A 22,232-nucleotide genomic window follows, 5' to 3' on the forward strand; every position below is an offset into this window, starting at 1 on the left:
TTTAATGCATTCGTGGCCCCAACCACAGGTTCCCAGTCTCGGCGATGCGCGTTTCGATGTGTTCAACCGCGCCAGCAATACAGGTAAGGCGCATTCGCTTGACGACGAAAGCTCAACATCGGTACCCCTACGCCTCTACGACACCGCGGATCAGAAGGTCTCCCAGGTGGAAGCGGGACCGGAGGCGACCATGTACGTGTGTGGCATCACACCCTATGACGCCACGCACCTGGGGCACGCAGCAACCTACCTCACCTTTGATCTGATTTACCGTCAGCTGCTGGATAATGGACACTCGGTGCATTACGTGCAGAACATCACCGATGTCGATGACCCGTTGTTCGAACGTGCGGAGCGCGATGGGGTGGACTGGCGCGAGCTGGGCACCTCGCAGATTGATTTGTTTCGCTCGGATATGGAAAACCTGTCGGTGATTCCACCGCGCGACTACATCGGCGCCATTGAGTCCGTGGGCGAGGTCGTGGAAATGGTCGAGAAGCTGCTGGAGAATGGCTCGGCCTACCAGCTCACCGATGACGAGTACCCGGATGTGTACTTCCGCAAGAGTGCCACTGAGAACTTTGGTTACGAGTCCAATTACTCGGCAGAGCAGATGGCGGAGTTCTTTGCGGAGCGCGGTGGCGACCCGGATCGCCCGGGCAAGGAGGACCCACTGGACGCGCTGGTGTGGCGTGCCGCTCGCCCCGGGGAGCCAAGCTGGGAGGCTCCTTTTGGTGCGGGCCGGCCGGGTTGGCACATTGAGTGCTCGGCGATTGCCACCAACCGCCTGGGTAAGAGCTTCGACATTCAGGGCGGTGGCTCGGATCTCGCGTTCCCGCACCACGAGTTCTCGGCGGCTCACGCTGAAGCCGCTACTGGCTGTGCACGTATGGCGCGCCATTATGTTCACGCTGGCATGATTGCGCTCGACGGCGTGAAGATGTCCAAGTCGCTGGGCAACCTGGTGTTTGTCTCCAAGCTGGTGGCCGCCGGCGTCGACCCGAGTGCTATTCGCATTGGCGTCTTCGCCAGCCATTACCGCTCTGATCGCGATTGGTCGGACGAGGTGCTGGAGGCGGCCAAGGCACGTCACGAGGCCTGGCGTGCGGCTTGCGCAACTACAAAGACTGCCACCGATGAGAAGGCTGTGAGCGCAGCAGCGGCACTGGTTGCCGATGTGCGCGCAAGCCTGGCCAATGACCTGGATACGCCGGCTGCTCTGGCCGCTATCGATGCCTGGGCTGCGGAGTGGTCCTCGGATACCAGCAACAAGGCAGATGCTGGCACAGTAACCGGCGCAGCGGGTGCCGGAGAATTCGTTGCCGCCGCGCTGGACGCGCTGCTTGGCGTTAAAATTTGAGCATGAGCAACTCAGATCTGTCTGCTGTCGAAGTAACGCAAGAGAACATCGATAAGCTAGTTGCCGATTTGCGCATGTTTGCCACCGGCAGCTACCTGCAGCCCGAGGAACGCGAGTTCTGGGAGCCACTTTTTGACGAATCGGTAGCCGACCAGGTCGGGGAAGCCCTCCGTGAGGCCGCCGCTGGTATTGATCAGGCGGCGGAACTGGCCGTCGATAAGCGAGAAGAAGCCGCAACGCAGGCGGTAGAGAACTGCCTACAGCGCGTGGCTGCGATTGAGCATGAGCACGGTGGCTCGATTTTTGATGAGGAGCTCGACGAGATTCTCGCGATTATCAATTCCGCAACGAAGGCTGTCGGTTTGGACCTGCCTGCGGTGAAGGCGGAAAGCTACTTTGAGATGGAATAACCAGCCCGATTAACGGCGCGGTTATGAAAGTAGACTAAGGTGTCTATTCATGACTGATCGCCACTCTTCCGAGTTCCTCACCGCACTGCACAGCCGTGTACTCATTGGCGATGGCGCCATGGGTACCCAGCTGCAGTCTTTTGACCTCGACGTTGACGCGGACTTCCTCGGCTACGAGGGCTGTAATGAGATTCTCAATGACACTCGTCCCGACATCATCGAGACGATTCACCGGCGTTATTTCGAGGCCGGCGCCGACCTGGTGGAAACCAATACCTTCGGCTGCAACTTCCCGAACCTCGCGGATTACGACATTGAAGACCGTATCCAGGAGCTAGCGCACAAGGGCACCGCAATCGCCCGCAAGGTCGCTGACGAAATGGGGCCGGGGCGCGAGGGTATGCGACGCTTTGTCCTCGGTTCGCTGGGCCCGGGCACGAAGCTGCCGTCTTTGGGGCACGCTCCGTACGCTCAGCTTCGCGACGCTTACACGGAGGCCGGACTCGGCATGATTTCCGGTGGCGCGGATGCGTTTTTGATTGAGACCTGTCAAGACTTGCTGCAGGTCAAGGCAGCAGTCAATGGCGTCAAGGCCGCCATGCGACAGGCTGAGAAGAAGATTCCGATTGTCGTCCACGTGACTGTCGAGACCACAGGCACCATGCTGATGGGCTCGGAGATTGGTGCAGCCCTGGCAGCGCTGCAGCCGCTGGGTATCGACATGATTGGCCTAAACTGTGCGACCGGCCCGGACGAGATGAGCGAGCACCTACGCTACCTGTCCAACTTCGCCTCCATTCCGGTATCGGTAATGCCGAATGCGGGTCTGCCAGTGCTGGGTAAGAACGGTGCGACCTACCCGCTGACCGCCCCAGAGCTGGCCACAGCGCTGCGCGGCTTTGTTGAAGAGTTTGGCCTGGCGATGGTCGGTGGCTGCTGTGGTACCACACCGGAGCATGTTTCCGCTGTTCGCGATGCTATTACCGGTGCAGGCGCTTACGCTGAGCAGGGCCCTGCTGTTCAGGCAGCACGCCCATCGACGGATCCGGATGCAAAGCCAATCGATGAGGTCGCTTCTCTGTACTCGGCAGCCCCGCTGACGCAGACAACCGGCATCACCATGATTGGTGAGCGCACCAACGCCAACGGTTCCAAGGCTTTCCGCGAGGCCATGCTGGCCGGCGATTGGGAGAAGTGCCTTAACACCGCCCGCGGTCAGGTCACCGATGGCGCACACATGATTGACCTGTGTGTGGACTACGTGGGGCGCGACGGTCGCGATGACATGGCAACCCTGGCATCGCAGATCGCCACCTCGGTGACGTTGCCGGTCATGCTGGACTCCACGGAACCGGAGGTTTTGAAGACTGGCCTGGAGCACCTCGGTGGTCGCTGCGCGGTCAACTCTGTGAACTTTGAAGACGGCGATGGCCCGGACTCGCGTTACCAGCGCATTATGCGCCAGGTTGTTGAGCACGGTGCTGCCGTGGTCGCTTTGACTATCGACGAAGAAGGTCAGGCGCGTACAAAGGACAAGAAGATTGAGATCGCCGAGCGTCTCATCGCCGACATCACCGGCACGTGGGGACTGCGCGAGCAGGACATTATTGTCGACTGTCTGACTTTCCCGATTTCCACTGGCCAGGAGGAAACTCGCCGCGACGGCATCGAAACCATCGAAGCCATCCGCGAACTTAAGCGTCGCCACCCGAACGTGCACACCACGCTCGGTCTGTCCAACATTTCCTTCGGTCTGAACCCGGCGGCTCGCCAGGTACTCAACTCGGTGTTCCTCAACGAGTGCATCGAGGCCGGCCTGGACTCCGCCATTGCCCACAGCTCCAAGATCTTGCCGATGAACAAGATTGACAACAAGCAGCGCGAAGTCGCTCTCGATATGGTGTACGACCGCCGTCGTGAAGCGGGACACCCCGACGGGGAGTACGACCCACTGCAGGTATTCATGGAGCTCTTTGAAGGAGTCTCCGCCGCTGACGCGAAGGACGCCCGGGCCGAAAAGCTTGCCGCCATGCCGCTGTTCGACCGCCTGGCGCAGCGCATCATCGACGGTGAGCGCACGGGTATCGAGGCTGACCTCGATGAGGGCATGAAGGAAAAGGAACCGCTGGCGATTGTTAACGAGGACCTGCTGCGTGGCATGCAGACCGTTGGTGACCTGTTCGGTTCCGGCCAGATGCAGCTGCCATTCGTGCTGCAGTCGGCCGAGACGATGAAGGCCGCGGTGGGCTACCTCGAGGGCTTTATGGATGCCGAGGATGCCACGGGCTCCAAGGGTTCGATTGTGCTGGCCACGGTGAAGGGCGATGTCCACGACATCGGCAAGAACCTGGTGGAGATTATTCTCTCCAACAACGGCTACACCGTGCATAACCTGGGCATTAAGCAGCCGATCGCTACGATTCTGTCCGCCGCCAAGGAACTGGATGTCGACGCCATCGGCATGTCCGGCCTGCTGGTGAAGTCCACTGTGGTGATGAAGGACAACCTGCTGGAGATCAACTCCGCCGGCGATGCCACCCGCTTCCCAGTACTGCTCGGCGGCGCCGCGCTGACGCGTAGCTACGTGGAAGACGACCTGTCCGAGCTCTACCACGGCGATGTCTACTACGGCAGGGATGCCTTCGAAGGACTGCGCATCATGGACGAGCTGATGGCAGCTAAGAAGGGCCTCGGCCCAGACGAGAATTCGCCAGAGGCCATTGCTGCCCGCGAGAAGAAGGAAGCTCGCCGCGCCCGCCGTGAGCGCTCCAAGCGCATCGCCGCGCAGCGCGCCGCCAAGGCTGCTGCTGAAGCCCCCGAGGTGCCGGAGCGTTCCGATGTCGCCGCTGATGTCCCCGTTGCGACACCGCCGTTCTGGGGAACCCGCATTGTCAAGGGCCTGCCCCTCGACGACTACCTGACCACCCTCGACGAACGCGCTCTGTTCATGGGACAGTGGGGTCTGCGCGGCACCCGCGGCGACGAGGGACCGAGTTACGAGGAACTGGTCGAATCCGATGGTCGTCCACGCCTGCGCGCATGGCTGCAGCGCCTGCGCGCCGAGAACATCCTCCAGCATGCGGCTGTCGTCTATGGCTACTTCCCAGCAGTTTCTGAGGGCGATACCGTACACGTACTGCCGCTACCTGCGGAAGGGGAGCAGCCCGACCCCGCGGCAGAGCCAGTGGTGTCCTGGACCTTCCCGCGCCAGCAGCGTGGTCGCTTCCTATGCATTGCTGACTTCATTCGCTCGCGCGAAGATGCCATCGCCGCAGGACAGTCCGACGTCATGCCGTTCCAGCTGGTGACCATGGGACAGCCCATCGCTGACTTCGCCAACGATATTTACGCCAAGAACGAATACCGCGACTACCTGGAGGTTCACGGTATCGGCGTGCAGCTCACCGAGGCGCTGGCCGAGTACTGGCACCAGCGCATTCGCTCCGAGCTCGCGTTCTCCGACGGCACAAGTGTTGGCGCGGAAGACTCCGACGATACCCAGGACTTCTTTGACCTGAAGTACCGTGGCGCTCGTTACTCCTTCGGCTATGGTTCCTGCCCGGATCTGACCTTCCGTCAGGGCATGATTGACCTGCTGCAGCCGGAGCGCATCGGCGTGGAGCTCTCTGAGGAGCTCCAGCTGCACCCAGAGCAGTCCACCGATGCGTTCGTGCTCTACCACCCGGAAGCGAAGTACTTTAACGTGTAGCTTCGCGTTATCCCTGCGGTCGCACCAGCAAGGTCTGCATGCTGCGGCCGATGGGGCCGTGCACATCGTAGAGCTCGCCCGCGGTCATGCCGATTCCGTCCGGCCCAATGGAACCGCGGGCGGCGATGCCCACCCAGCCGCCGTCTTCCGACTGCAACTCCGATTCCGCCGACTTCTCCGAGGCGCCGAGCTGGGGGAGTCGGTGCAGGTGAACCACTAAGTCGGTATTCATAAACGCCCACTGGTGCGGGCTCAGCGTGGCCCCGATACCGTTGGCGGTATCAGCTACCTGCATGACTCGCTCCACCGCAGTCGGCTCCTCCCCGAGCACGATTGGGTACTGCGCGCGAACCCAGTGAATTTGCGTCTCGGCCAGCTCTTCCGTCGCGCCGGCGCGGGCTTCAATTGATTCGATGTAGCCGCCACTCCAATCGTCGGTAAGCGGAATGTACTCGGCGCTGCATTCCTCGGGCCCGGGCACCTGCTTGTCGAATGCACGCTCAATATCCCGCGTATCCGCAGTGGCCATCATCCATGCGGACGCCGTGGCAACTGGCCGCCAGGCACCCTTGACGTCGGCAAGCAATTCGGCTTCGACCTTGGCGATTTGCCGCCCCGGGCGCGAGACCCATGAGCGCGCGCGGAGCTCCGTGTACGGTACAGCCGACAACAGATCCACGGCGATGCGAGTAATACGCATCCCCTCGCTTTCCAGACGGCGGCGCTCCAACATGCGCGTCAGCAGCGCCGACGGCGGCGCACCGTGCTGAAACGGCCCCCACGCCCCATAAGTGAAGCTAGTGGGCATGAAGCGCTCGTAGCTGAGCTCGCCTTCGGTGACCGTCCCTAGCGGAATGAAGTATGCCTCGGGTTGGTCGATAGCCTGGGCGAGCGAATCTTCAGTGGTTGTCATAGCGAGTCGATGCCTTTCATTCACGCGGAACACGTTCATGCGGTGGTTTCATGCAGCACCGCAACATACTTTCCTTCCTGAAACTCTAAACCTTCATCCGACGGTTTTGCTGACATAATCGCTAAATGCTTGATTGCCTGGCATAGTCGCATGGTGTGAAAGCAATTTTGTGGGACATGGACGGCAGCCTCATCAACACGGAACCTCTGTGGGAGATTGCCACGTACGACCTCTCGGAATTCGTAGGCCGTCGCCTGACTCCGGAGTTGCGCATGCAGTGCGTCGGCAACACGCTCTGGGACACGCTGTCGATTTGTGCTGATCATGCGGGACGCACGCTTGACGACGAGCTGTTTGCCTCGGGCTCCCAATTCGTCGAAGGTCGCTTCACAGAATTGGTTCTAGAACATGGGGTGGAGTGGCGCCCGGGTGTGCCGGAGATTTTGGACCAGGCCCGAGCTGGTGACATTCCGGTGGTGTTGGTGACCAATACCCGTCGGCACGTGGCGCAACCCTGCATTGATGTCATGGGGGAGCAGCACTTCGCCGCAACAGTGTGTAGCGATGAGGTGGCCAACGGCAAACCGGCACCGGATCCGTACTTGCGTGGCGCAGAGCTAGCCGGATTTGCGCCAGAGGACTGCCTGGCTATCGAAGATTCCTCAACGGGGGTGCGCTCTGCACTCGCTGCGGGATGCACGGTGGTGTGGAATCCAATGCCGGATGTGAGCGTTTCGCAGGCTGATGTGGGGACGTTAGTACCCCCGGCGCGCTTCATTTCGGGCAATTTGGATACCTCGAATTTGGGCTTATTGCGGGCTGCTTTCGCGGGCGAGTAGACGACATGGAACAATAGACCGGGTGAAGAACTTTGATGACCTGTTTGCAGAGCTGAAGGAAAAAGCACAGTCGCGCCCCGAGGGATCGGGCACAGTCAAGGCGCTGGACGCTGGTGTGCATTTCCAGGGCAAGAAAATTGTCGAAGAGGCCGGTGAGGTCTGGCTTGCAGCTGAGCACGAATCTGACGAAGCCCTCGCAGAGGAGATTTCGCAGCTGTTGTACTGGCTGCAGGTGGTCATGGTCGGTCGCGGGCTGAGCCCCGAGGATGTTTACAAGTACCTGTAGGAGAAATCAACACCATGCTGCGTATTGCCGTGCCCAACAAGGGATCGCTGTCCGAGGCGGCAGTCGAAATCCTGAAGGAAGCTGGCTACCCGGGTCGAGGCGACTCCAAGAGCCTGACCATCCACGACGAAGCCAACGACATTGAGTTTTTCTTCCTCCGCCCGAAGGATATTCCTATCTACGTTGGCAACGGCCATCTGGATTTGGGCATCACCGGCCGCGACCTGGCCGCTGACTCGCTGGCTCCGGTCGATGAGGTTCTGAATCTGGGCTTCGGCGCCTCGACCTTCCGCTACGCCGCTCCGGCCGATGAGGAGTGGACCGTAGAAGCTCTGGAGGGCAAGCGCATTGCCACCTCGTACCCGAATCTGGTGCGCGAGGATCTGAAGGCTCGTGGCATTAACGCCACCGTCATTCGCCTTGATGGTGCAGTGGAGATTTCCATCCGCTTGGGAGTTGCCGACGTTATCGCCGATGTTGTCTCCACCGGTCGCACCCTGCGCAAGCAGGGATTGAAGCCATTCGGCGATGTTTTGGTCAGCTCTGAGGCAGTTGTTGTCGGACGCAAGGGTGTAGAGGTCACCGAGGAGCAGCAGGTGTTCCTGCGTCGCATGACCGGCATTCTGCATGCCAAGACGTACTTGATGATTGACTACAACATCCGTGCGTCCGCGCTGGAAGAGGCATCCAAGCTCACCCCGGGGCTGTCCGGCCCGACCGTGTCGCCGCTGGCTAACGAGGATTGGGTAGCAGTTCGCGCGCTAGTTCCGAAGGCAGAGGCCAACCCGCTCATGGACGCACTGGCAAAGATTGGTGCCGAGGCGATCTTGGCTTCGAATATCCGTATCGCGCGTATTTAAGTCACGCGAACCTTACACGCTATCCAGTGGGAGCTTCCTAGCTGAATCCACCCTTTACCTACGCTAGCGTAGGTAGTAATATTGACACTAAGAGTGCGCACGGCGTTAGCCGGACCGAAGCAGTAACTTTATGCCTGTACATGCGGCACATACGCCAGCACTGTAGTTTTGGCGGTGTAACCAATCATCGCCACTAAATGTGGCCCACAAGGCTGCGTCTACTAGGTCTGCTAAAAGGCTAGAAGGGATTGCTTCCACATGTCCGCAACACGTACCGAGGTCGACCTGCTTGGCTCTATGGAGGTCCCGGCAGAGGCTTACTACGGCATCCACACCCTGCGCGCAATCGACAACTACCAAATCTCAGCCAAGACCATCAACGACGTGCCCGAATTCATTCGTGGCATGGTGATGGTGAAGAAGGCCACGGCCATTGCCAACCAGCGCGTCCACACGCTGCCCAGCGATGTTGCAGACATCATCGTCGCCGCATGTGATGAAATCCTGGAAAAGGGACGCTGCATGGATCAGTTTCCAATCGATGTCTTCCAGGGTGGAGCTGGCACCAGTCTCAACATGAACACCAACGAGGTCATCGCTAACCTCGCTCTAGAACTGCTCGGCCTGGAAAAGGGCCGATACGACGTCATTCACCCCAACGATGATGTCAACCAGTGCCAGTCAACCAACGATGCCTACCCAACAGGTTTCCGTCTTGCCATCCACATGTCGCTGCTGAGCCTGCAGAAGCACTTCGACTCCCTGGTTGAGGCTCTACACGCCAAGGGTGATGAATTCAACGACATCATCACAATGGGGCGCACGCAGCTGCAGGATGCCGTTCCCATGACCCTGGGACAGGCTTTCCACGCATTTGCCCACAACCTTGAGGAAGAGCAGGAGTCCATCGCAACTGCGTCGGCACGCCTGCTGCAAATCAACCTGGGAGCAACCGCTATCGGTACCGGTGTAAATGCGCCGGCAGGCTACCGCGAGGCCGTGACCCAGGCGCTGCGTGAGGTCAGTGGCTTTAAGGTGACCTCTGCGAAGGACCTAATCGAAGCCACCAGCGATACCGGCGCCTACGTCAGCGTGCATGCATCCCTGAAGCGCGCGGCCATGAAGATTTCCAAGATGTGCAACGACCTGCGCCTGCTGGCATCGGGTCCACGAGCCGGACTGAATGAAATCAACCTTCCGGAGCGCGCCGCTGGGTCTTCGATTATGCCGGCAAAGGTTAACCCGGTAATCCCAGAGGTCGCGAACCAGGCCTGCTTCAAGGTCTTCGGCAACGACGTGACCCTGACCTGGGCAGCCGAGGCTGGCCAGTTGCAGCTAAACGTGATGGAGCCTGTCATCGGCGCATGCCTCTTCGAGTCGATTGAACTGCTGCGCAGTGCTACCGACACTCTGCGCGACAAGTGCATTACCGGCATCACCGCTAACCCGGAAGTTTGCCGCGGCTATGTGGAAAACTCCATCGGTATCGTGACCTACCTGAATCCGGTCATTGGCCACCACGAGGGCGATATGATTGGCAAGGAAGCCGCTCGCACTGGCCGCTCCGTCCGGGACATTGTCCTCGAACGCGGGCTGATGGACGAGAAGGAGCTCAACCAGGTCCTGAGCACCGAGAACCTCATGCACCCGGAATACCGGGGGAAGCGCTACGTGGCAGGGGAGTCTCGCCTCGACGATTTGTCCTAAGCGGCAACAAGTCTAACGAGTGACTTTTCGGAGATACACATGTTAGTTGCCGTCCAAATCTCTATCGTTCTAGCAGCGATCCTCCTTGGCGCGCGTCTTGGTTCAATTGCTATCGGGTTCGCCGGTGGGCTGGGCGTTTTGGCGCTGGGCATCACCGGGGTTCCGGTCACCAAAGACGACATTCCGTTCGATGTCATCGGCATCATTATGTCGGTAATCGCGGCAATTGCCGCTATGCAGAAGGCCGGAGGCATGGACTATCTCGTCCACATTGCCGAACGGTTGCTGCGCAAGAATCCGCGACACATCACCTACTGGGCCCCGGTTGTCACCTACCTGATGACACTGCTCGCCGGCACCGGCCACACCGCATTTTCCACCCTCCCAGTTATCGCCGAAGTATCCAAGGAGGGAGGCGTTCGCCCGTCCCGCCCGCTGTCCGTGGCGGTCATCGCATCTCAGTTGGCGATTACGGCATCACCCATTTCAGCGGCTGTGGTGCTGATGGCTTCGCTCATGGAACCCCGCGGCGTTGGTTATCTCACACTCCTGGCGATTGTCATTCCTTCGACGTTCCTCGCCATCCTTCCGACCGCCTTTGTCACGAATCACCTAGGCAAAGAGCTTGACGACGATCCGGAGTATCAAAGCCGCTTGGAAAAGGGGTTAGTCTCCAAGCCACGTGGCCAGATGAGCGAATACGTGCCAACCAAGTCGGCCAAGTGGTCCGTGGCGATTTTCCTACTCTCGATTCTCGCGGTGATGGTCTACGCGACCATCAGCACTGAACAGGTCGGCCTCATCGCTGACCCCACGCTCCCACGAAACGAGGCGATCATGTCAATCATGTTGACCGCCGCCACTGTTATCGTGCTGGCCTGCAAGTTGGACGCGGCAACCATTTTGAACACACCGGTGTTCAAATCGGGCATGTCCGCCAGCGTCTGCGTTCTCGGTGTGGCGTGGCTGGGAACCACAATTATCAACCACTACATCGACGACATTAAGGCCGCGTCCGGCAGCCTACTGACCACAATGCCGTGGATGCTGGCAATCGTGCTATTCTTTGCGGCCGCATTGCTGTACTCGCAGGCGGCCACGGCAAAGGCCATCATGCCCGCTGCACTCGCGGTGGGAGTTTCTCCCATCACTGCGATTGCTTCCTTCGCAGCGACTTCCGCGCTATTCGTACTGCCTACTTACCCGACGCTCCTTGCCGCGGTGGAGATGGACGACACTGGCACAACCCGAATTGGCAAATACGTGTTTAACCACTCGTTCATCATCCCAGGCACCTTATGTATTGCCCTGTCCGTCGCGTTCGGTTTCGCCTTCGGCAGCGCACTGCTGTAGTGGGGGGCTACCTAGAACACCGCATAGAGAAACTGACTAGGTTTATGACAAAATCGAAGCGGTTAAGTCCATTCACCTGTCATAAACCTAGTCAGTAACTTGTACTGACACCGTTACCGCCGACGGTGGCACCCCGCGAAAGCTAAGTTCGCCGCGAGAGCCACCCCATCCGCAGCTTTTACTCAGTGCCGCCATCGCCGACAGCACCCGGCCAACCGGGGTACTCCGGTGTGACCCCGCCATAGGCAGGGCACATCTCCTGGAAAGAACACCACCCGCAGAGCTTGGACTTCTTCGGTACAAAGTCACCGTTTTCACCGTCGCGCACGATCGCCGACCACAAGTCGGCAATCTCCGCTTGGAAGGCCTCTAATTCTGTCGCGTTGGGACTCAGCACCAGGTCATCGGCAACCTTCAGGTACATCAACCGCAGCTGTTCCGGGATACGACCGGTGAGCCGCCACCACACCAGCGCGTAAAACCGCATCTGGAAGAGCGCCTCATCCTGGAAGCGAGGAGAGGGCTTCTTGCCCGTCTTGTAGTCGACAATCCGGACCTCACCGGTCGGGGCAATATCGACGCGGTCGATAAAACCACGAAGTGGCACTGACAATGGCACAGTCTGATCCGCATCCGGATCGATAACCAGCTGAACGAACTTTTCCATCTCGGCCGCATCGAAGCCCATGGGGTTTTCCATCATGAAATACCCCTTGAGCAGGCCGCGGCATTCGACCAGGAAGTCGTAGTAATCATCCTCCGGAACTAGCTCAATCAGTTCCTCGTCCTTTGCACGCATGTCCTCCCAGGTCGGCTTCAGCCGTTTCACCGCTGCGGGGTAAGTGCGTTCTTCACGGGGCCAGGCATGCATCTGTTCGAGCACAGCATGCACCAACGTGCCCTTGACCTGCGCGACAGTCGACGGCTCCGGAATCTTGTCAATCGCACGGAACCGGTACTTCAGCGGGCACTGGCGGTAGTCATTAGCTCTCGACGGCGACAGCGCCAACTTAGAGCGGCGGGAAGGTTGAACTGCTGACTTAGAACTTTGGGCATTGTCGGGCATACTAGCCAGGTTAGAGTACCGCCCGGATTTGGCTGCACCCGACATGACCCGACCCAACCAAACCCCAAAAGGAGCCCACACACCTATGGCATTGAGCGGACCATTCCAAGTCGGCGACCGAGTCCAGCTGACTGACTCGAAGAATCGCCACTTCACCGTCATCCTCGAGGAGGGTGGCAAGTTCTTCACCCATCGCGGCACCATCCTCCACGACGACCTCATCGGCGCCAAGGAAGGCACCACCGTCACCTCCGGCGAAGGCACCGTCTACCTGGCGATGCGTCACTTGCTGGTCGATTACGTCCTGTCCATGCCGCGCGGTGCTGCGGTGATTTACCCGAAGGATGCTGCACAGATCATCGTCGAGGGCGACATCTTCCCAGGTGCGCGCGTGTTGGAGGCCGGCGCTGGCTCCGGCGCGCTCAGCCTCAACCTGCTCCGCGCCATCGGCGCTGACGGGCAGCTTATTTCCTACGAGGTCCGCGAGGATCACATCGAGCACGCCGAACGCAACGTTGTCGACTTCATGGGTCACAAGCCCGACAACTGGGACTTGCGCCTGGGCGATCTCAACGAGGCCTCCATCGAGTCGCTCGGCGGCCCGGTCGACCGAGTCATTCTGGACATGCTCGCTCCGTGGGAATGCCTGGATACCGTCTCGAAGGTGCTTCAGCCTGGCGGCGTGCTCATGGTCTATGTCGCCACTGTTCCGCAGCTAATGAAAGTCATGGAGGGCATCCGCGCGCAGAAGTGCTTCACCGAACCACGCGCCTGGGAATCCCTGGTCCGCGACTGGAATGTTCAGGATCTCTCCGTCCGCCCGGCGCACCGTATGCAGGCGCATACCGCATTCCTGGTGTGGGCACGCAGGCTTGCCGACGGCACGGTGCCTCCGCGCCCACAGCGACGAAATCAAAAGAAGCTCTAGACCCGCCGCTTCGCGCTGGGAGGTGTAGCCGTCGTAAAGCGTGATGCGACACACGGTCTAAATCGACCAAGCAACAACGGCATCTGGCCCTATGGGTAATCTGGGATACATGACAACGCCGTCTGACAAAATCCGTGATCTTGAGCAGAAGAACTACAACCTCGGCATTCGTAATAATCGCCTGGTTGAGCTGTTGCGGGACTCCCGTAACAAGCTAGAGCTACTGCGCCAAGACATGGAGGACATGCTGGAGCCGCCTAGCACGTACGGTATTTTCCTTAAGCCGGGGCCGGAGAAAGGCACCGCAGAGGTTTTTACCGGAAATCGACGGATGCGCCTGCGGGTGCAGCCGGAGATTAATGAGCGGGCGCTTCGGCCGGGTGCGCAGGTGCGTCTGAATGAGGGCTCGATAATCGTGGAGGACTGCGGTTATCCGGAAAGCGGCGACATCGCCAATGTTCGTGAGGTGCTGCCGGATCGGGAGCGCATTTTGGCCTCGGATACTCACGGTGAGGAATTCGTGGTGTCTCTGGCGGGGGATTTGTCGCCGAAGCCGGGGGACTCGGTGATGATTGACCGCAAGTCGGGCTATGCGTTTGAGGTCATTCCGAAGTCCGAGGTGGAAAACCTGGTGCTGGAAGAGGTACCGGATGTCACCTACACGGATATCGGTGGTTTGGACAGTCAGATTGAGCAGATTCACGATGCCGTGGAGATGCCGTTCCTGCAGCCAGAACTGTTTGAACAGTACAACCTGCGTCCGCCGAAGGGTGTGCTGCTCTACGGCCCTCCCGGCAATGGTAAGACGCTGATTGCCAAGGCTGTGGCTAATTCGTTGGCACGCAAGATTGCGCTATCCCGAGGCAAGAGCGAGGCGGAGGCGCAGCGGGCGCAATCGTACTTCTTGAATGTCAAGGGCCCGGAGCTGCTGAACAAGTTCGTGGGTGAGACCGAGCGTCAGATTCGCCTGATTTTTGACCGCGCTCGCGACATTGCCGAGGATGGCAAGCCGGTAATTGTCTTCTTCGATGAGATGGACTCGATTTTCCGCACTCGTGGTTCGGGCATCTCCTCGGATATGGAAAACACAGTGGTCCCGCAGCTGCTCAGTGAACTTGACGGTGTGGAGGGGCTGGAAAACGTCATCGTGATTGGTGCCACCAACCGCGAGGAGATGATTGACCCGGCAATTCTGCGCCCAGGACGCTTGGATGTGAAAATCCGCATTGAGCGCCCGAATGAGGCTGCGGCGAAGGATATCTTCCGCAAGTACTTGACTCCAGAGCTGCCGTATAAAGCAGCCGAGGTGGAAGCGCGCGGTGGGGTGGAGCAGAATGTCGCACACCTCATTGACCAGGTTGTTGAGCGGATGTACGCCAAGACGGAAGAAAACGAGTACGTGCGGATTCGCTATGCCGATGGCACCAGCGAAGTTATGTACTACCGCGATTTCAACTCCGGCGCGATGATTTCCAACATCGTCGACCGTGCGAAGAAGTCCGCCATCAAGTCGGTTATCGCTGGCGGCGAGGCTGGTATTAGCTTGGATCACCTGCTGTCTGCAGTGGCGGAGGAGTTCGCGCAGAACGAGGACCTGCCAAACACCTCGAACCCGGATGAGTGGGCTCGCATCTCCGGTCGTCCAGCGGCGCGCGTTGCCTCGGTCGAGGTGATTCGCCATGGCTAAATCCGCCGCCAGTTCTGCACAGTCGAACCGCTTCTTCGGCACGGAGATTGAGTACGGCATTTCCAGCCCGGACAACCCGGATGTCAGCCCAATTCTCACCTCCACGCAGGCCGTGCTCGCTTTCGCGCATGAGCAGGAGGAGGGCCTGTCGGGGCGCATCCGCTGGGATTACGCACCAGAGTCGCCACTGCGCGACAGCCGTGGTTTCGACCTGCGCCGTTACCACCAGCCACCGATTGTTGACCCGAATGCCGTCGGCGCTGCAAACCTGCTGGTGCAAAATGGTGCCCGTTTCTACGTCGATCACGCGCACCCGGAGTACTCCTCACCGGAGACGGCAACCGCCCGCGAGGCGGTTATCGCTGACCGCGCAGGTGACAAGATTATGCTGCGCGCAGCTCAGCTTGCCGCCGAAGCCACCGATGCTGAGGGCAATCCAGGTCCGATGCTGAAGCTCTACCGCAACAATGTCGATGGCAAGGGCGCCTCGTATGGTGCCCACGAGAACTACCTTTTCTCCCGAGAAACCGAGTTCGATGACATCGTCGCCGGTCTGACGCCGTTTTTCGTCACCCGCCAGGTGTTCACGGGCGCTGGTCGCGTGGGTCTGGGGCAGACGGGGCAGGAGTCGGGTTTCCAGATTTCGCAGCGCGCGGACTACATCGAGACTGAGGTCTCGCTGGAGACCACTTTGAACCGCGGCATCATCAACACCCGCGATGAACCACACGCAGACTCCGATCGCTTCCGCCGCCTGCACGTCATCATCGGTGATGCCAACATGAGCGAGGTCGCCACCTTCCTCAAGCTGGGCACCACAGGTTTGGTCATCGACGCCATCGAGGACGGCGTGCGTTTCGACGACCTGCAGCTCCGCAACCCCGTCGAGGCCGTCCATAAGGTCTCCCGAGACTTGACTTGCACCGAGAAGCTGCAGCTGGCAGACCATGTCACGTGGATGTCCGCAGTGGAAATGCAGTACGAGTACCTGCGTCGCGTGGAGAGCTACGACCAGCAGGGCGACGTCGTCAAGCTCTGGCGTGAAGTGCTCGACGTGCTTTCCGACGACCCCCGCAAGGCAGCCCATCTGCTGGATTGGGTGGCGAAATACAACCTCATGGAGGGCCTGCGTACCCGCCTGGGCGCGGGCTGGGACCACCCGAAGTTGGCGTTGATTGATATTCAGTACTCGGATATTGACCCTGCTCGTGGGCTGTACCATGCGCTGGTGCGCCGCGGTTCGATGCGCACACTCGTGACCGAGGAAGAAGTCGACCGAGCGGTTGAATACGCACCGGAGTCTACGCGTGCGTATGTACGCGGTGGCATTCTGCGCCGCTTTGGCAAGGATGTCGTCGCGGGCAGTTGGACCAGCTTGGTGGTGGACACCGCGGGGGTGTATCGGAGCACTCGTGACGTGGAGTCGCCTGGAATTACGCTGGCCTACATTACGCTGGATGAAGTTGACCGTTTCACTGCCGCAGAATGCGGTGACGTGTTGGAGTCTGCGGAGACAGTGGCCAAGGTGGTTGAGCATCTGCGTACTCTCGGGGCTATCCGCGAACAATAGGCACACATAGTGCAGTAATAGAGCAGTAATACTCAAAAGTTCATTTTTAAGGAGCAATATCATGGCTGGTAACACTCAGGTTTTCGGCGGCGGTTCCGGCGGAGGCGACGAGGAAGAGTTCGGCGAGGTCGCTGGCGGCGGTCAGGCTCAGGAGCACGTTGCAGCTGCTGACGACCTGCTGGATGAAATTGATGGTCTGCTGGAGAACAACGCCGAGGAGTTCGTGCGTTCGTATGTCCAGAAGGGTGGCCAGTAAAAAGTGACTGACCAGCAGGTAGGGCAGCAGGAGCCGGAAGCAACGCCGACACCGGTACCGGCACAGGCGTTGACCCGACGCATCACCGGTATTGAGACCGAGTTCGGCATCACTCTGACGCTGGATGGCTCGCGCCGTCTGGGACCGGATGAGATTGCCCGCTACATGTTCCGCCCGGTGATCGCTAAGTACGGGGCAACCAACATTTTCACCCCCAATGCTGGTCGTATGTACCTCGATGTCGGAAGCCACCCGGAGTACGCTACCGCTGAGTGCGATTCGGTCTCGCAGCTGGTAGCGTACGACCGCTCGGGCGAGGTCATCTTGAATGAACTCGCTGAAAAGGCTGAAGCAGAGCTTGCCGACGAGGGCATCGGTGGCAAGGTCTACCTGCTGAAGAACAACGTTGATACCGTCGGTAACTCCTACGGTTGTCACGAAAACTACCTGGTTGGACGTGAACTGGGACTGAAGTCCCTGTCCAAGCTGCTGCTACCTTTCTTGGTTACGCGACAGCTCATCTGTGGCGCGGGGAAGATTTTCCTGCCGTACCCAACCTCGCCGTATCACAACGATCCGATTCAGTACTGCTTCTCGCAGCGCGCGGATCATGTGTGGGAGGGCGTCTCCAGTGCAACGACGCGCTCCCGGCCGATTATTAACACTCGCGATGAGCCACACGCGGACTCCAACCGATTCCGCCGCTTGCACGTCATCGTGGGCGACTCCAACATGAGTGAGACGACGACTGCGCTCAAAATTGGCTCCACTCAGCTGGTACTGGAGATGATTGAAGCCGGCGTGAAGTTGCCGGACTTCGAAGTCGCCAACGAAATCAAGTCCATCCGTGCGGTGAGCCGCGATATGACCGGCAAGGCCGAGATTCCACTGCGCAGTGGCGAAACTGCCACCGCACTGCAGATTCAACGCGAGTTCCTGGACGCTGCGACGGAGTGGCTGAAGGTCCGCGAAGAAAACATGGTCAATGAAGACAAGGGCATTGCCGGGGCCGGCACGTCCAACGAGGAAATGGGCCGCATCGTCGAGCTGTGGGGTCGCGCGCTGGATGCCGTGGAAACCGGTGACTGGTCTCTCATTGAGCACGACATTGACTGGGCCATTAAGTACTCGCTCATGAAACGCTACCTGGATCGCGGTCTAACGCTGGAGGACCCCAAGCTTCATCAAATCGACTTGGCCTACCACGACATCCGTCCCGGCCGAGGCATCTTCCGTGCGCTGGAAGCCCGTGGCATTGCCTCGCGGTGGATCACCGATGAGCAGGTCGCTGAGGCAGTCCGCATCGCACCGCCAACTACTCGTGCGAAGCTGCGCGGTGATTTCCTCGTTGCAGCTGAAGACTCCAGTTTGAAGACCGTAGTGGACTGGACACACCTGAAGATTTCCGGTGACGATCCCATCTCCACTATGCTCGGCGACCCCTTTGCCACGGAAAACGATGAGGTCAATGAGATGATCGAGATTCTGACGGCCGCGAAGAAGACCTCGGATACGGATTCGAATAACTAGTTCCGTCCCCGGAAACTGCCCCAGGAAAAGGAGCCCCACAGTCGTGTCTGTCTCACCGGTATCGGAAAACCCCGGATCCGCTGCGATCAGTGGGAACCAACGTCAGGTTCAGCTGCTGTTGGCGCTTGCCGACGACACCGGGTGGGTCAGCGAGTCGTGGATCTCCAAACATGTCGAGGGTTACTCCCGTGTTTCCGAGGATTCCCGGGCTCGTTATTTACGTGCGGACACCGCGGCACTCCTGGCAGCCGGGGTCCCGGTGGAGGTTTCGTCGTCAAGCGCGGGCGATAAGGTCAAACGTCTGCGCCTGAACAGACTACGGTGGCCCCAGCACGACCCCGAGTTCACTGAAGCGGAGGCTTCGGTGGTTTTCCAGGCGGCGAATGCGGCGTTTGGTTCGGAGGAGCTGAGCTCGACGGCTGTGGCGGCGTGGCGGAAGCTCGCATCGTTTGCGCAGCGCAGCGCCATTGCGAAGCCGGATGAGTCGGTGGTGGTGGCCGATGCGGTGGATATGAGTCGAGTGGATTTCAGCACACTGCTGACCGCGATGACCTCGCCGCGCCGGACAGTGGAGATGTGGTACTCCCGCCAGTACGGCGTGGATGATGAACTGCGCATGCTGGAGCCGTGGGGTCTGATTAACCTGCGCGGGCGCTTTTATGTGTTGGGCTTTGATCCGCAGCGTGAGGCCGCGCGTATGTTCCGGCTCAGCCGTATCCGCGATGTGTCGGATACAGGGACGTCGGCGACCCAGCCAATGCCCGATGGTGACTTGCAACAGATTGCGGAAAACATGTTGCACCGCGGTGGCAAGACCTATCAGGCGGTTGTTCGTATCGCTCCGAATACCTGCGCTGATGTGGTGATGAAAGCGACCGCGTTGGGGGATGGGCGCTACGAGCTGCCAGCGGCACCTGTGAGTGAGATTGTGTCCACAGGTTTGAGTTACGCACCGGATTTGATTGTGGAATCACCTGAAGAGGCACGGTCGGAGATTATTGCTCGGTTGGAGCAGGTACTCGCTCGCCATGGCGGATCGAATGGTGCGAAGAACGCTTTGGAGGGCAACTAATGACAGTGCATGCAGCCCGGGAACTTGACGCGAATGTCAGTGTCGACGAGTTGTTGGCGGTCGTACCGTACTTTTCGCAGCACCGTTCAATGACAGAGGCCGCTACCGAGCTGGCCATACCTTTTGCCCGAATTCGGGCAATCGTGGAGCAGATTGCCGACATCGACCAGCCGGGACTCCTCGGAGTGCGGGCTTTTGAAGTTGATTACCGCAACAGCTTTGATGTCCGCATTCGGCCTCAGGCAACGGTGCTCAGCCAGCCACGTGCGCTCACAGCCGAAGAAACCGCGACCTTGCTGCTCATCCTGGAAACCATCGAGGACTCCGCAGCCACCACTTCCTCCGAGGCCGCGCAGACGGCCGCGACAAAACTACGCAGTGCTCTGGGAATAAACGTCCCCATCATTGACTCGACCGCTGCGGAAAATGGCAAGGCCTTTTCCTTTTCTGAGCAGATTTATTCCGCGCTGCATCAGCGCAAGGTGTTGAAGGTGCGCTACCGGAATGCCTCAGGGCAGATTACAGTCCGTGAGCTTGACTGTGTCAACGTTTATACAGTTGAATCCACGACGTACCTCCGCGCTGTGGACCGTGCGCAGGAAGACCGTCGCCAGAAGAGCTTCCGCGTCGACCGCCTGGAGGCCGCCGAGGTCCTCGACACTCCCGCCGGTTTCCACCGCCCCGAGCCTTTCGATATCCGTGATCCCCACGCCTTTGGTGCGGAAACGGGAACGTCCGAATGGGCAAGTGTGCTTATCGACGCCGACGCCACCTGGATCGCAGACTATGAACCGGTCTTCTTTACCGAAGATGAGGGAGAAGAAGAGGATACCGAACTGGTCTCTGACCAAGGCTTAGGGCAGTCGGAATCTGTCGCTGACGTGCCGATGTCCGACTTGGCCGCAACAGTCTCCTTTGTGCTCCGCCGTTCACCGAGCGTAACGGTCGCTGAGCCCTTAAAATTGAAAAACGCCGTTGTTGCGCGAGCCCGCGAAGCTTTGGCAGAGTATGGTCGAAACGACAAGGCTTAAATCAAAGCTTTAATCGCGCACGATGTGGCAACTTGCCACTTGTATTTGTATTCATTTGAAAGGTCTCTAAGCGGATGCCGAACCTAGGTCCCTGGGAAATCATCATTATCCTGGTCGTTCTTGTCTTGCTCTTTGGTGCAAAGAAGTTGCCGGATGCCGCACGTTCGCTCGGCCGCTCCATGCGTATCTTCAAGTCCGAAGTCAAGGAAATGCGCAACGATGACGAGCAGCAGGAGCAGGCTGCAATTCAGCAGGCTCCGCAGGCCCAGCCACAGCAGCCGTACCAGCCGCAGCAGCAGTACCAGCAGCCGGCACCGCAGGCTCAGCCGCAGCAGCAGTACCAGCCGCAGCCTGGCCAGAACAACCCTGGCCAGCCGCAGCAGTAGTAGAAGGCCGGTTGAAGCGTGACTTCAGCTACATCCACATCACGTCCTCGGAAGCGCCAGCGTAAGCGCAATCCCGAGGGCGTGATGACTATTGTCGAGCACATTCAAGAGCTCCGACGTCGCCTCGTTCTCGCCCTCGCTGGTATTGCCGTTGGCACTGTTGTGGGCTTTATCTGGTATCAGACCGCCTTTACCATTGGCCAGTTCCGCATACCGTTTACCTCGGTCAATGTTGGCCCTGTGCACTTTAAGTCCCTGGGTGAGTTGCTCAAGGATCCGTACTGTCAGCTTCCACCCGAGATGCGTCTCGGCGGCGGCGAAGGTGCGGAGTGTCGTCTGCTGGCGACCAGCCCGTTTGAAATGTTCATGCTGCGTCTGAAGGTCGGTGCGCTGGCCGGTCTGGTGATGTCGTCGCCATGGTGGCTCTACCAGATTTGGGCCTACATCACTCCCGGTTTGGTTCGGAAGGAACGCCGCACCACGCGCAGAGTTGTGACTGCCGCCGCGCTGCTGTTTGTCATGGGTTCCGTCCTGGCCTACTACGTTGTCGCCATCGGTCTGGAGTTCTTGCTCCAGATTGGTAAGGAGACGCAAATTTCTGCACTCACCGGTTCGCAATACTTCGGTTTCCTCTTGGCGCTCATCGTCTGCTTTGGCGTGAGCTTTGAGGTTCCGCTTTTCCTGGTCATGTTGAACATGGCCGGTGTCGTTACCTACGAGAGCATCAAGGACAAGCGCAGCATCATCATTATGTCGCTGTTCATCTTTGCGGCCTTCATGACTCCGGGGCAGGAACCAATATCCATGGTCGCAATGGCAACGGCACTGACGTTGCTGGTGGAAATCGCAATCCAGATTTGTCGTCTCCATGACCGTCGTAAAGCAAATGAGCGACCTGATTGGTTGGACGTCGATGACGAGCAAGGCTCCGGACCGATTACGGCTTCCGGTCCGATTGGCTCCGCCGGCGGTATCGGTGACGTGGGCGGCATCGACGCCCCGACTTCAGTAAGTGTGCCGACGTCGATTCAGCCGGGCGGCATGCCGACGGCATCAGCGGCCCCGACGACCTCCCCGGTCTCTGGCCCGACGCCAGTGAACGCTCCGACGCCGACGCGGGCATCCCAGATGCGTCCTACTCGCAATTCGCGTCCGCCACGGCCACACGGCATGATTCCGGAGACTCCGATGCCGACGCAGGACTTGCGAAATCGTCCGACGAGCGACTTTGATGATGTTCTCTAGCGCGGTTTATGACACTCTAGAGGC

19 protein-coding genes are annotated in these 22,232 nt (G+C 59.4%); 17 read left to right on the plus strand and 2 right to left on the minus strand.

The features are described 5' to 3' along the window. Positions 1-4: 4 nt before the first annotated feature. Genes mshC through metH form a run of 3 tightly spaced genes read left to right on the plus strand, consistent with a single transcriptional unit; the run spans position 5 to position 5,479 of the window. Positions 5-1,360 carry a cysteine--1-D-myo-inosityl 2-amino-2-deoxy-alpha-D-glucopyranoside ligase gene (gene mshC / locus HMPREF2547_RS02185; protein ID WP_070604591.1) on the plus strand — a complete coding sequence of 452 codons (1,356 nt, stop codon included), beginning with the start codon at positions 5-7 and terminating at the stop codon, positions 1,358-1,360. Between the two features lie 2 nt (positions 1,361-1,362). Further along, the gene (locus tag HMPREF2547_RS02190) at positions 1,363-1,770 is read left to right on the plus strand and encodes a hypothetical protein (protein WP_016422788.1); all 408 of its coding nucleotides are present in this window, start codon (positions 1,363-1,365) and stop codon (positions 1,768-1,770) included. 49 nt (positions 1,771-1,819) lie between these two features. Continuing rightward, complete coding sequence (gene metH / locus HMPREF2547_RS02195; RefSeq protein ID WP_070429709.1) at positions 1,820-5,479, plus strand: methionine synthase; 3,660 nt, start codon at positions 1,820-1,822, stop codon at positions 5,477-5,479. Positions 5,480-5,486: 7 nt separating this feature from the next. On the opposite strand, the gene HMPREF2547_RS02200 is transcribed toward metH, so the two are convergent. Beyond that, positions 5,487-6,392, minus strand: coding sequence for a thioesterase family protein (locus tag HMPREF2547_RS02200; RefSeq protein ID WP_016422790.1), 906 nt, complete (start codon positions 6,390-6,392; stop codon positions 5,487-5,489). Between the two features lie 155 nt (positions 6,393-6,547). Between HMPREF2547_RS02200 and HMPREF2547_RS02205 the strand changes: the two genes are divergently transcribed. The 5 genes from HMPREF2547_RS02205 (at position 6,548) to HMPREF2547_RS02225 (ending at position 11,437) form a co-directional block, all read left to right on the plus strand. Then, on the plus strand, positions 6,548-7,231 hold the full coding sequence (locus HMPREF2547_RS02205; protein WP_080971467.1) for an HAD family hydrolase: 684 nt from the start codon (positions 6,548-6,550) through the stop codon (positions 7,229-7,231). A gap of 22 nt (positions 7,232-7,253) precedes the next feature. Continuing rightward, positions 7,254-7,517 (plus strand): phosphoribosyl-ATP diphosphatase, encoded by a 264-nt coding sequence (locus HMPREF2547_RS02210; protein ID WP_005510825.1) that lies wholly within the window; start codon positions 7,254-7,256, stop codon positions 7,515-7,517. A gap of 14 nt (positions 7,518-7,531) precedes the next feature. Continuing rightward, the gene (gene hisG, locus HMPREF2547_RS02215; RefSeq protein ID WP_016422792.1) at positions 7,532-8,377 is read left to right on the plus strand and encodes an ATP phosphoribosyltransferase; all 846 of its coding nucleotides are present in this window, start codon (positions 7,532-7,534) and stop codon (positions 8,375-8,377) included. Positions 8,378-8,635: 258 nt separating this feature from the next. Continuing rightward, positions 8,636-10,084: an aspartate ammonia-lyase gene (aspA, locus tag HMPREF2547_RS02220; protein WP_016422793.1), complete on the plus strand. Its 1,449-nt coding sequence runs from the start codon at positions 8,636-8,638 to the stop codon at positions 10,082-10,084. A 39-nt stretch (positions 10,085-10,123) separates the two neighbouring features. Beyond that, entirely contained in the window at positions 10,124-11,437 is a 1,314-nt protein-coding gene (locus HMPREF2547_RS02225; RefSeq protein WP_016422794.1) for an anaerobic C4-dicarboxylate transporter, read from the plus strand. Positions 11,438-11,615: 178 nt separating this feature from the next. Here HMPREF2547_RS02225 and HMPREF2547_RS02230 read toward each other — a convergent pair whose 3' ends face one another. Then, entirely contained in the window at positions 11,616-12,503 is an 888-nt protein-coding gene (locus HMPREF2547_RS02230; protein WP_049170646.1) for a RecB family exonuclease, read from the minus strand. A gap of 85 nt (positions 12,504-12,588) precedes the next feature. Between HMPREF2547_RS02230 and HMPREF2547_RS02235 the strand changes: the two genes are divergently transcribed. The 9 genes from HMPREF2547_RS02235 (at position 12,589) to tatC (ending at position 22,208) form a co-directional block, all read left to right on the plus strand. Next, the gene (locus HMPREF2547_RS02235) at positions 12,589-13,431 is read left to right on the plus strand and encodes a tRNA (adenine-N1)-methyltransferase (protein WP_048734095.1); all 843 of its coding nucleotides are present in this window, start codon (positions 12,589-12,591) and stop codon (positions 13,429-13,431) included. A gap of 109 nt (positions 13,432-13,540) precedes the next feature. Continuing rightward, on the plus strand, positions 13,541-15,118 hold the full coding sequence (gene arc, locus HMPREF2547_RS02240; protein ID WP_126108030.1) for a proteasome ATPase: 1,578 nt from the start codon (positions 13,541-13,543) through the stop codon (positions 15,116-15,118). Beyond that, positions 15,111-16,688, plus strand: coding sequence for a depupylase/deamidase Dop (gene dop, locus HMPREF2547_RS02245; protein ID WP_049170549.1), 1,578 nt, complete (start codon positions 15,111-15,113; stop codon positions 16,686-16,688). Before arc ends, dop begins: the two co-directional genes overlap by 8 nt. A gap of 61 nt (positions 16,689-16,749) precedes the next feature. Further along, the gene (locus tag HMPREF2547_RS02250; RefSeq protein ID WP_005510795.1) at positions 16,750-16,944 is read left to right on the plus strand and encodes a ubiquitin-like protein Pup; all 195 of its coding nucleotides are present in this window, start codon (positions 16,750-16,752) and stop codon (positions 16,942-16,944) included. 69 nt (positions 16,945-17,013) lie between these two features. Then, positions 17,014-18,474 (plus strand): Pup--protein ligase, encoded by a 1,461-nt coding sequence (pafA, locus tag HMPREF2547_RS02255; RefSeq protein WP_049193530.1) that lies wholly within the window; start codon positions 17,014-17,016, stop codon positions 18,472-18,474. 43 nt (positions 18,475-18,517) lie between these two features. Then, positions 18,518-19,546 carry a helix-turn-helix transcriptional regulator gene (locus HMPREF2547_RS02260; RefSeq protein WP_070604594.1) on the plus strand — a complete coding sequence of 343 codons (1,029 nt, stop codon included), beginning with the start codon at positions 18,518-18,520 and terminating at the stop codon, positions 19,544-19,546. Then, a complete protein-coding gene (locus HMPREF2547_RS02265) occupies positions 19,546-20,577 on the plus strand; it encodes a helix-turn-helix transcriptional regulator (protein ID WP_070604596.1) in 1,032 nt (343 codons plus the stop codon). Before HMPREF2547_RS02260 ends, HMPREF2547_RS02265 begins: the two co-directional genes overlap by 1 nt. A 74-nt stretch (positions 20,578-20,651) precedes the next feature. Then, positions 20,652-20,963: a Sec-independent protein translocase subunit TatA gene (gene tatA / locus HMPREF2547_RS02270; RefSeq protein ID WP_049181044.1), complete on the plus strand. Its 312-nt coding sequence runs from the start codon at positions 20,652-20,654 to the stop codon at positions 20,961-20,963. An 18-nt stretch (positions 20,964-20,981) separates the two neighbouring features. Next, the gene (tatC, locus tag HMPREF2547_RS02275; protein ID WP_070604598.1) at positions 20,982-22,208 is read left to right on the plus strand and encodes a twin-arginine translocase subunit TatC; all 1,227 of its coding nucleotides are present in this window, start codon (positions 20,982-20,984) and stop codon (positions 22,206-22,208) included. Positions 22,209-22,232: the final 24 nt, after the last annotated feature.

Origin of the sequence: Corynebacterium sp. HMSC055G02 (assembly GCF_001809065.1) — a bacterium.
In the GTDB taxonomy this organism is placed as follows: Bacteria; Actinomycetota; Actinomycetes; order Mycobacteriales; family Mycobacteriaceae; genus Corynebacterium; species Corynebacterium jeikeium_D.

Excerpts from the sequence above, each read along its gene's own strand:
- mshC (WP_070604591.1), top strand. The coding sequence starts at position 5 with ATGCATTCGTGGCCCCAACCACAGGTTCCCAGTCTCGGCGATGCGCGT.
- HMPREF2547_RS02190 (WP_016422788.1), top strand. The coding sequence starts at position 1,363 with ATGAGCAACTCAGATCTGTCTGCTGTCGAAGTAACGCAAGAGAACATC.
- metH (WP_070429709.1), top strand. The coding sequence starts at position 1,820 with ATGACTGATCGCCACTCTTCCGAGTTCCTCACCGCACTGCACAGCCGT.
- HMPREF2547_RS02200 (WP_016422790.1), bottom strand. The coding sequence starts at position 6,392 with ATGACAACCACTGAAGATTCGCTCGCCCAGGCTATCGACCAACCCGAG.
- hisG (WP_016422792.1), top strand. The coding sequence starts at position 7,532 with ATGCTGCGTATTGCCGTGCCCAACAAGGGATCGCTGTCCGAGGCGGCA.
- aspA (WP_016422793.1), top strand. The coding sequence starts at position 8,636 with ATGTCCGCAACACGTACCGAGGTCGACCTGCTTGGCTCTATGGAGGTC.
- HMPREF2547_RS02225 (WP_016422794.1), top strand. The coding sequence starts at position 10,124 with ATGTTAGTTGCCGTCCAAATCTCTATCGTTCTAGCAGCGATCCTCCTT.
- HMPREF2547_RS02230 (WP_049170646.1), bottom strand. The coding sequence starts at position 12,503 with ATGCCCGACAATGCCCAAAGTTCTAAGTCAGCAGTTCAACCTTCCCGC.
- HMPREF2547_RS02235 (WP_048734095.1), top strand. The coding sequence starts at position 12,589 with ATGGCATTGAGCGGACCATTCCAAGTCGGCGACCGAGTCCAGCTGACT.
- arc (WP_126108030.1), top strand. The coding sequence starts at position 13,541 with ATGACAACGCCGTCTGACAAAATCCGTGATCTTGAGCAGAAGAACTAC.
- dop (WP_049170549.1), top strand. The coding sequence starts at position 15,111 with ATGGCTAAATCCGCCGCCAGTTCTGCACAGTCGAACCGCTTCTTCGGC.
- HMPREF2547_RS02250 (WP_005510795.1), top strand. The coding sequence starts at position 16,750 with ATGGCTGGTAACACTCAGGTTTTCGGCGGCGGTTCCGGCGGAGGCGAC.
- HMPREF2547_RS02265 (WP_070604596.1), top strand. The coding sequence starts at position 19,546 with ATGACAGTGCATGCAGCCCGGGAACTTGACGCGAATGTCAGTGTCGAC.
- tatA (WP_049181044.1), top strand. The coding sequence starts at position 20,652 with ATGCCGAACCTAGGTCCCTGGGAAATCATCATTATCCTGGTCGTTCTT.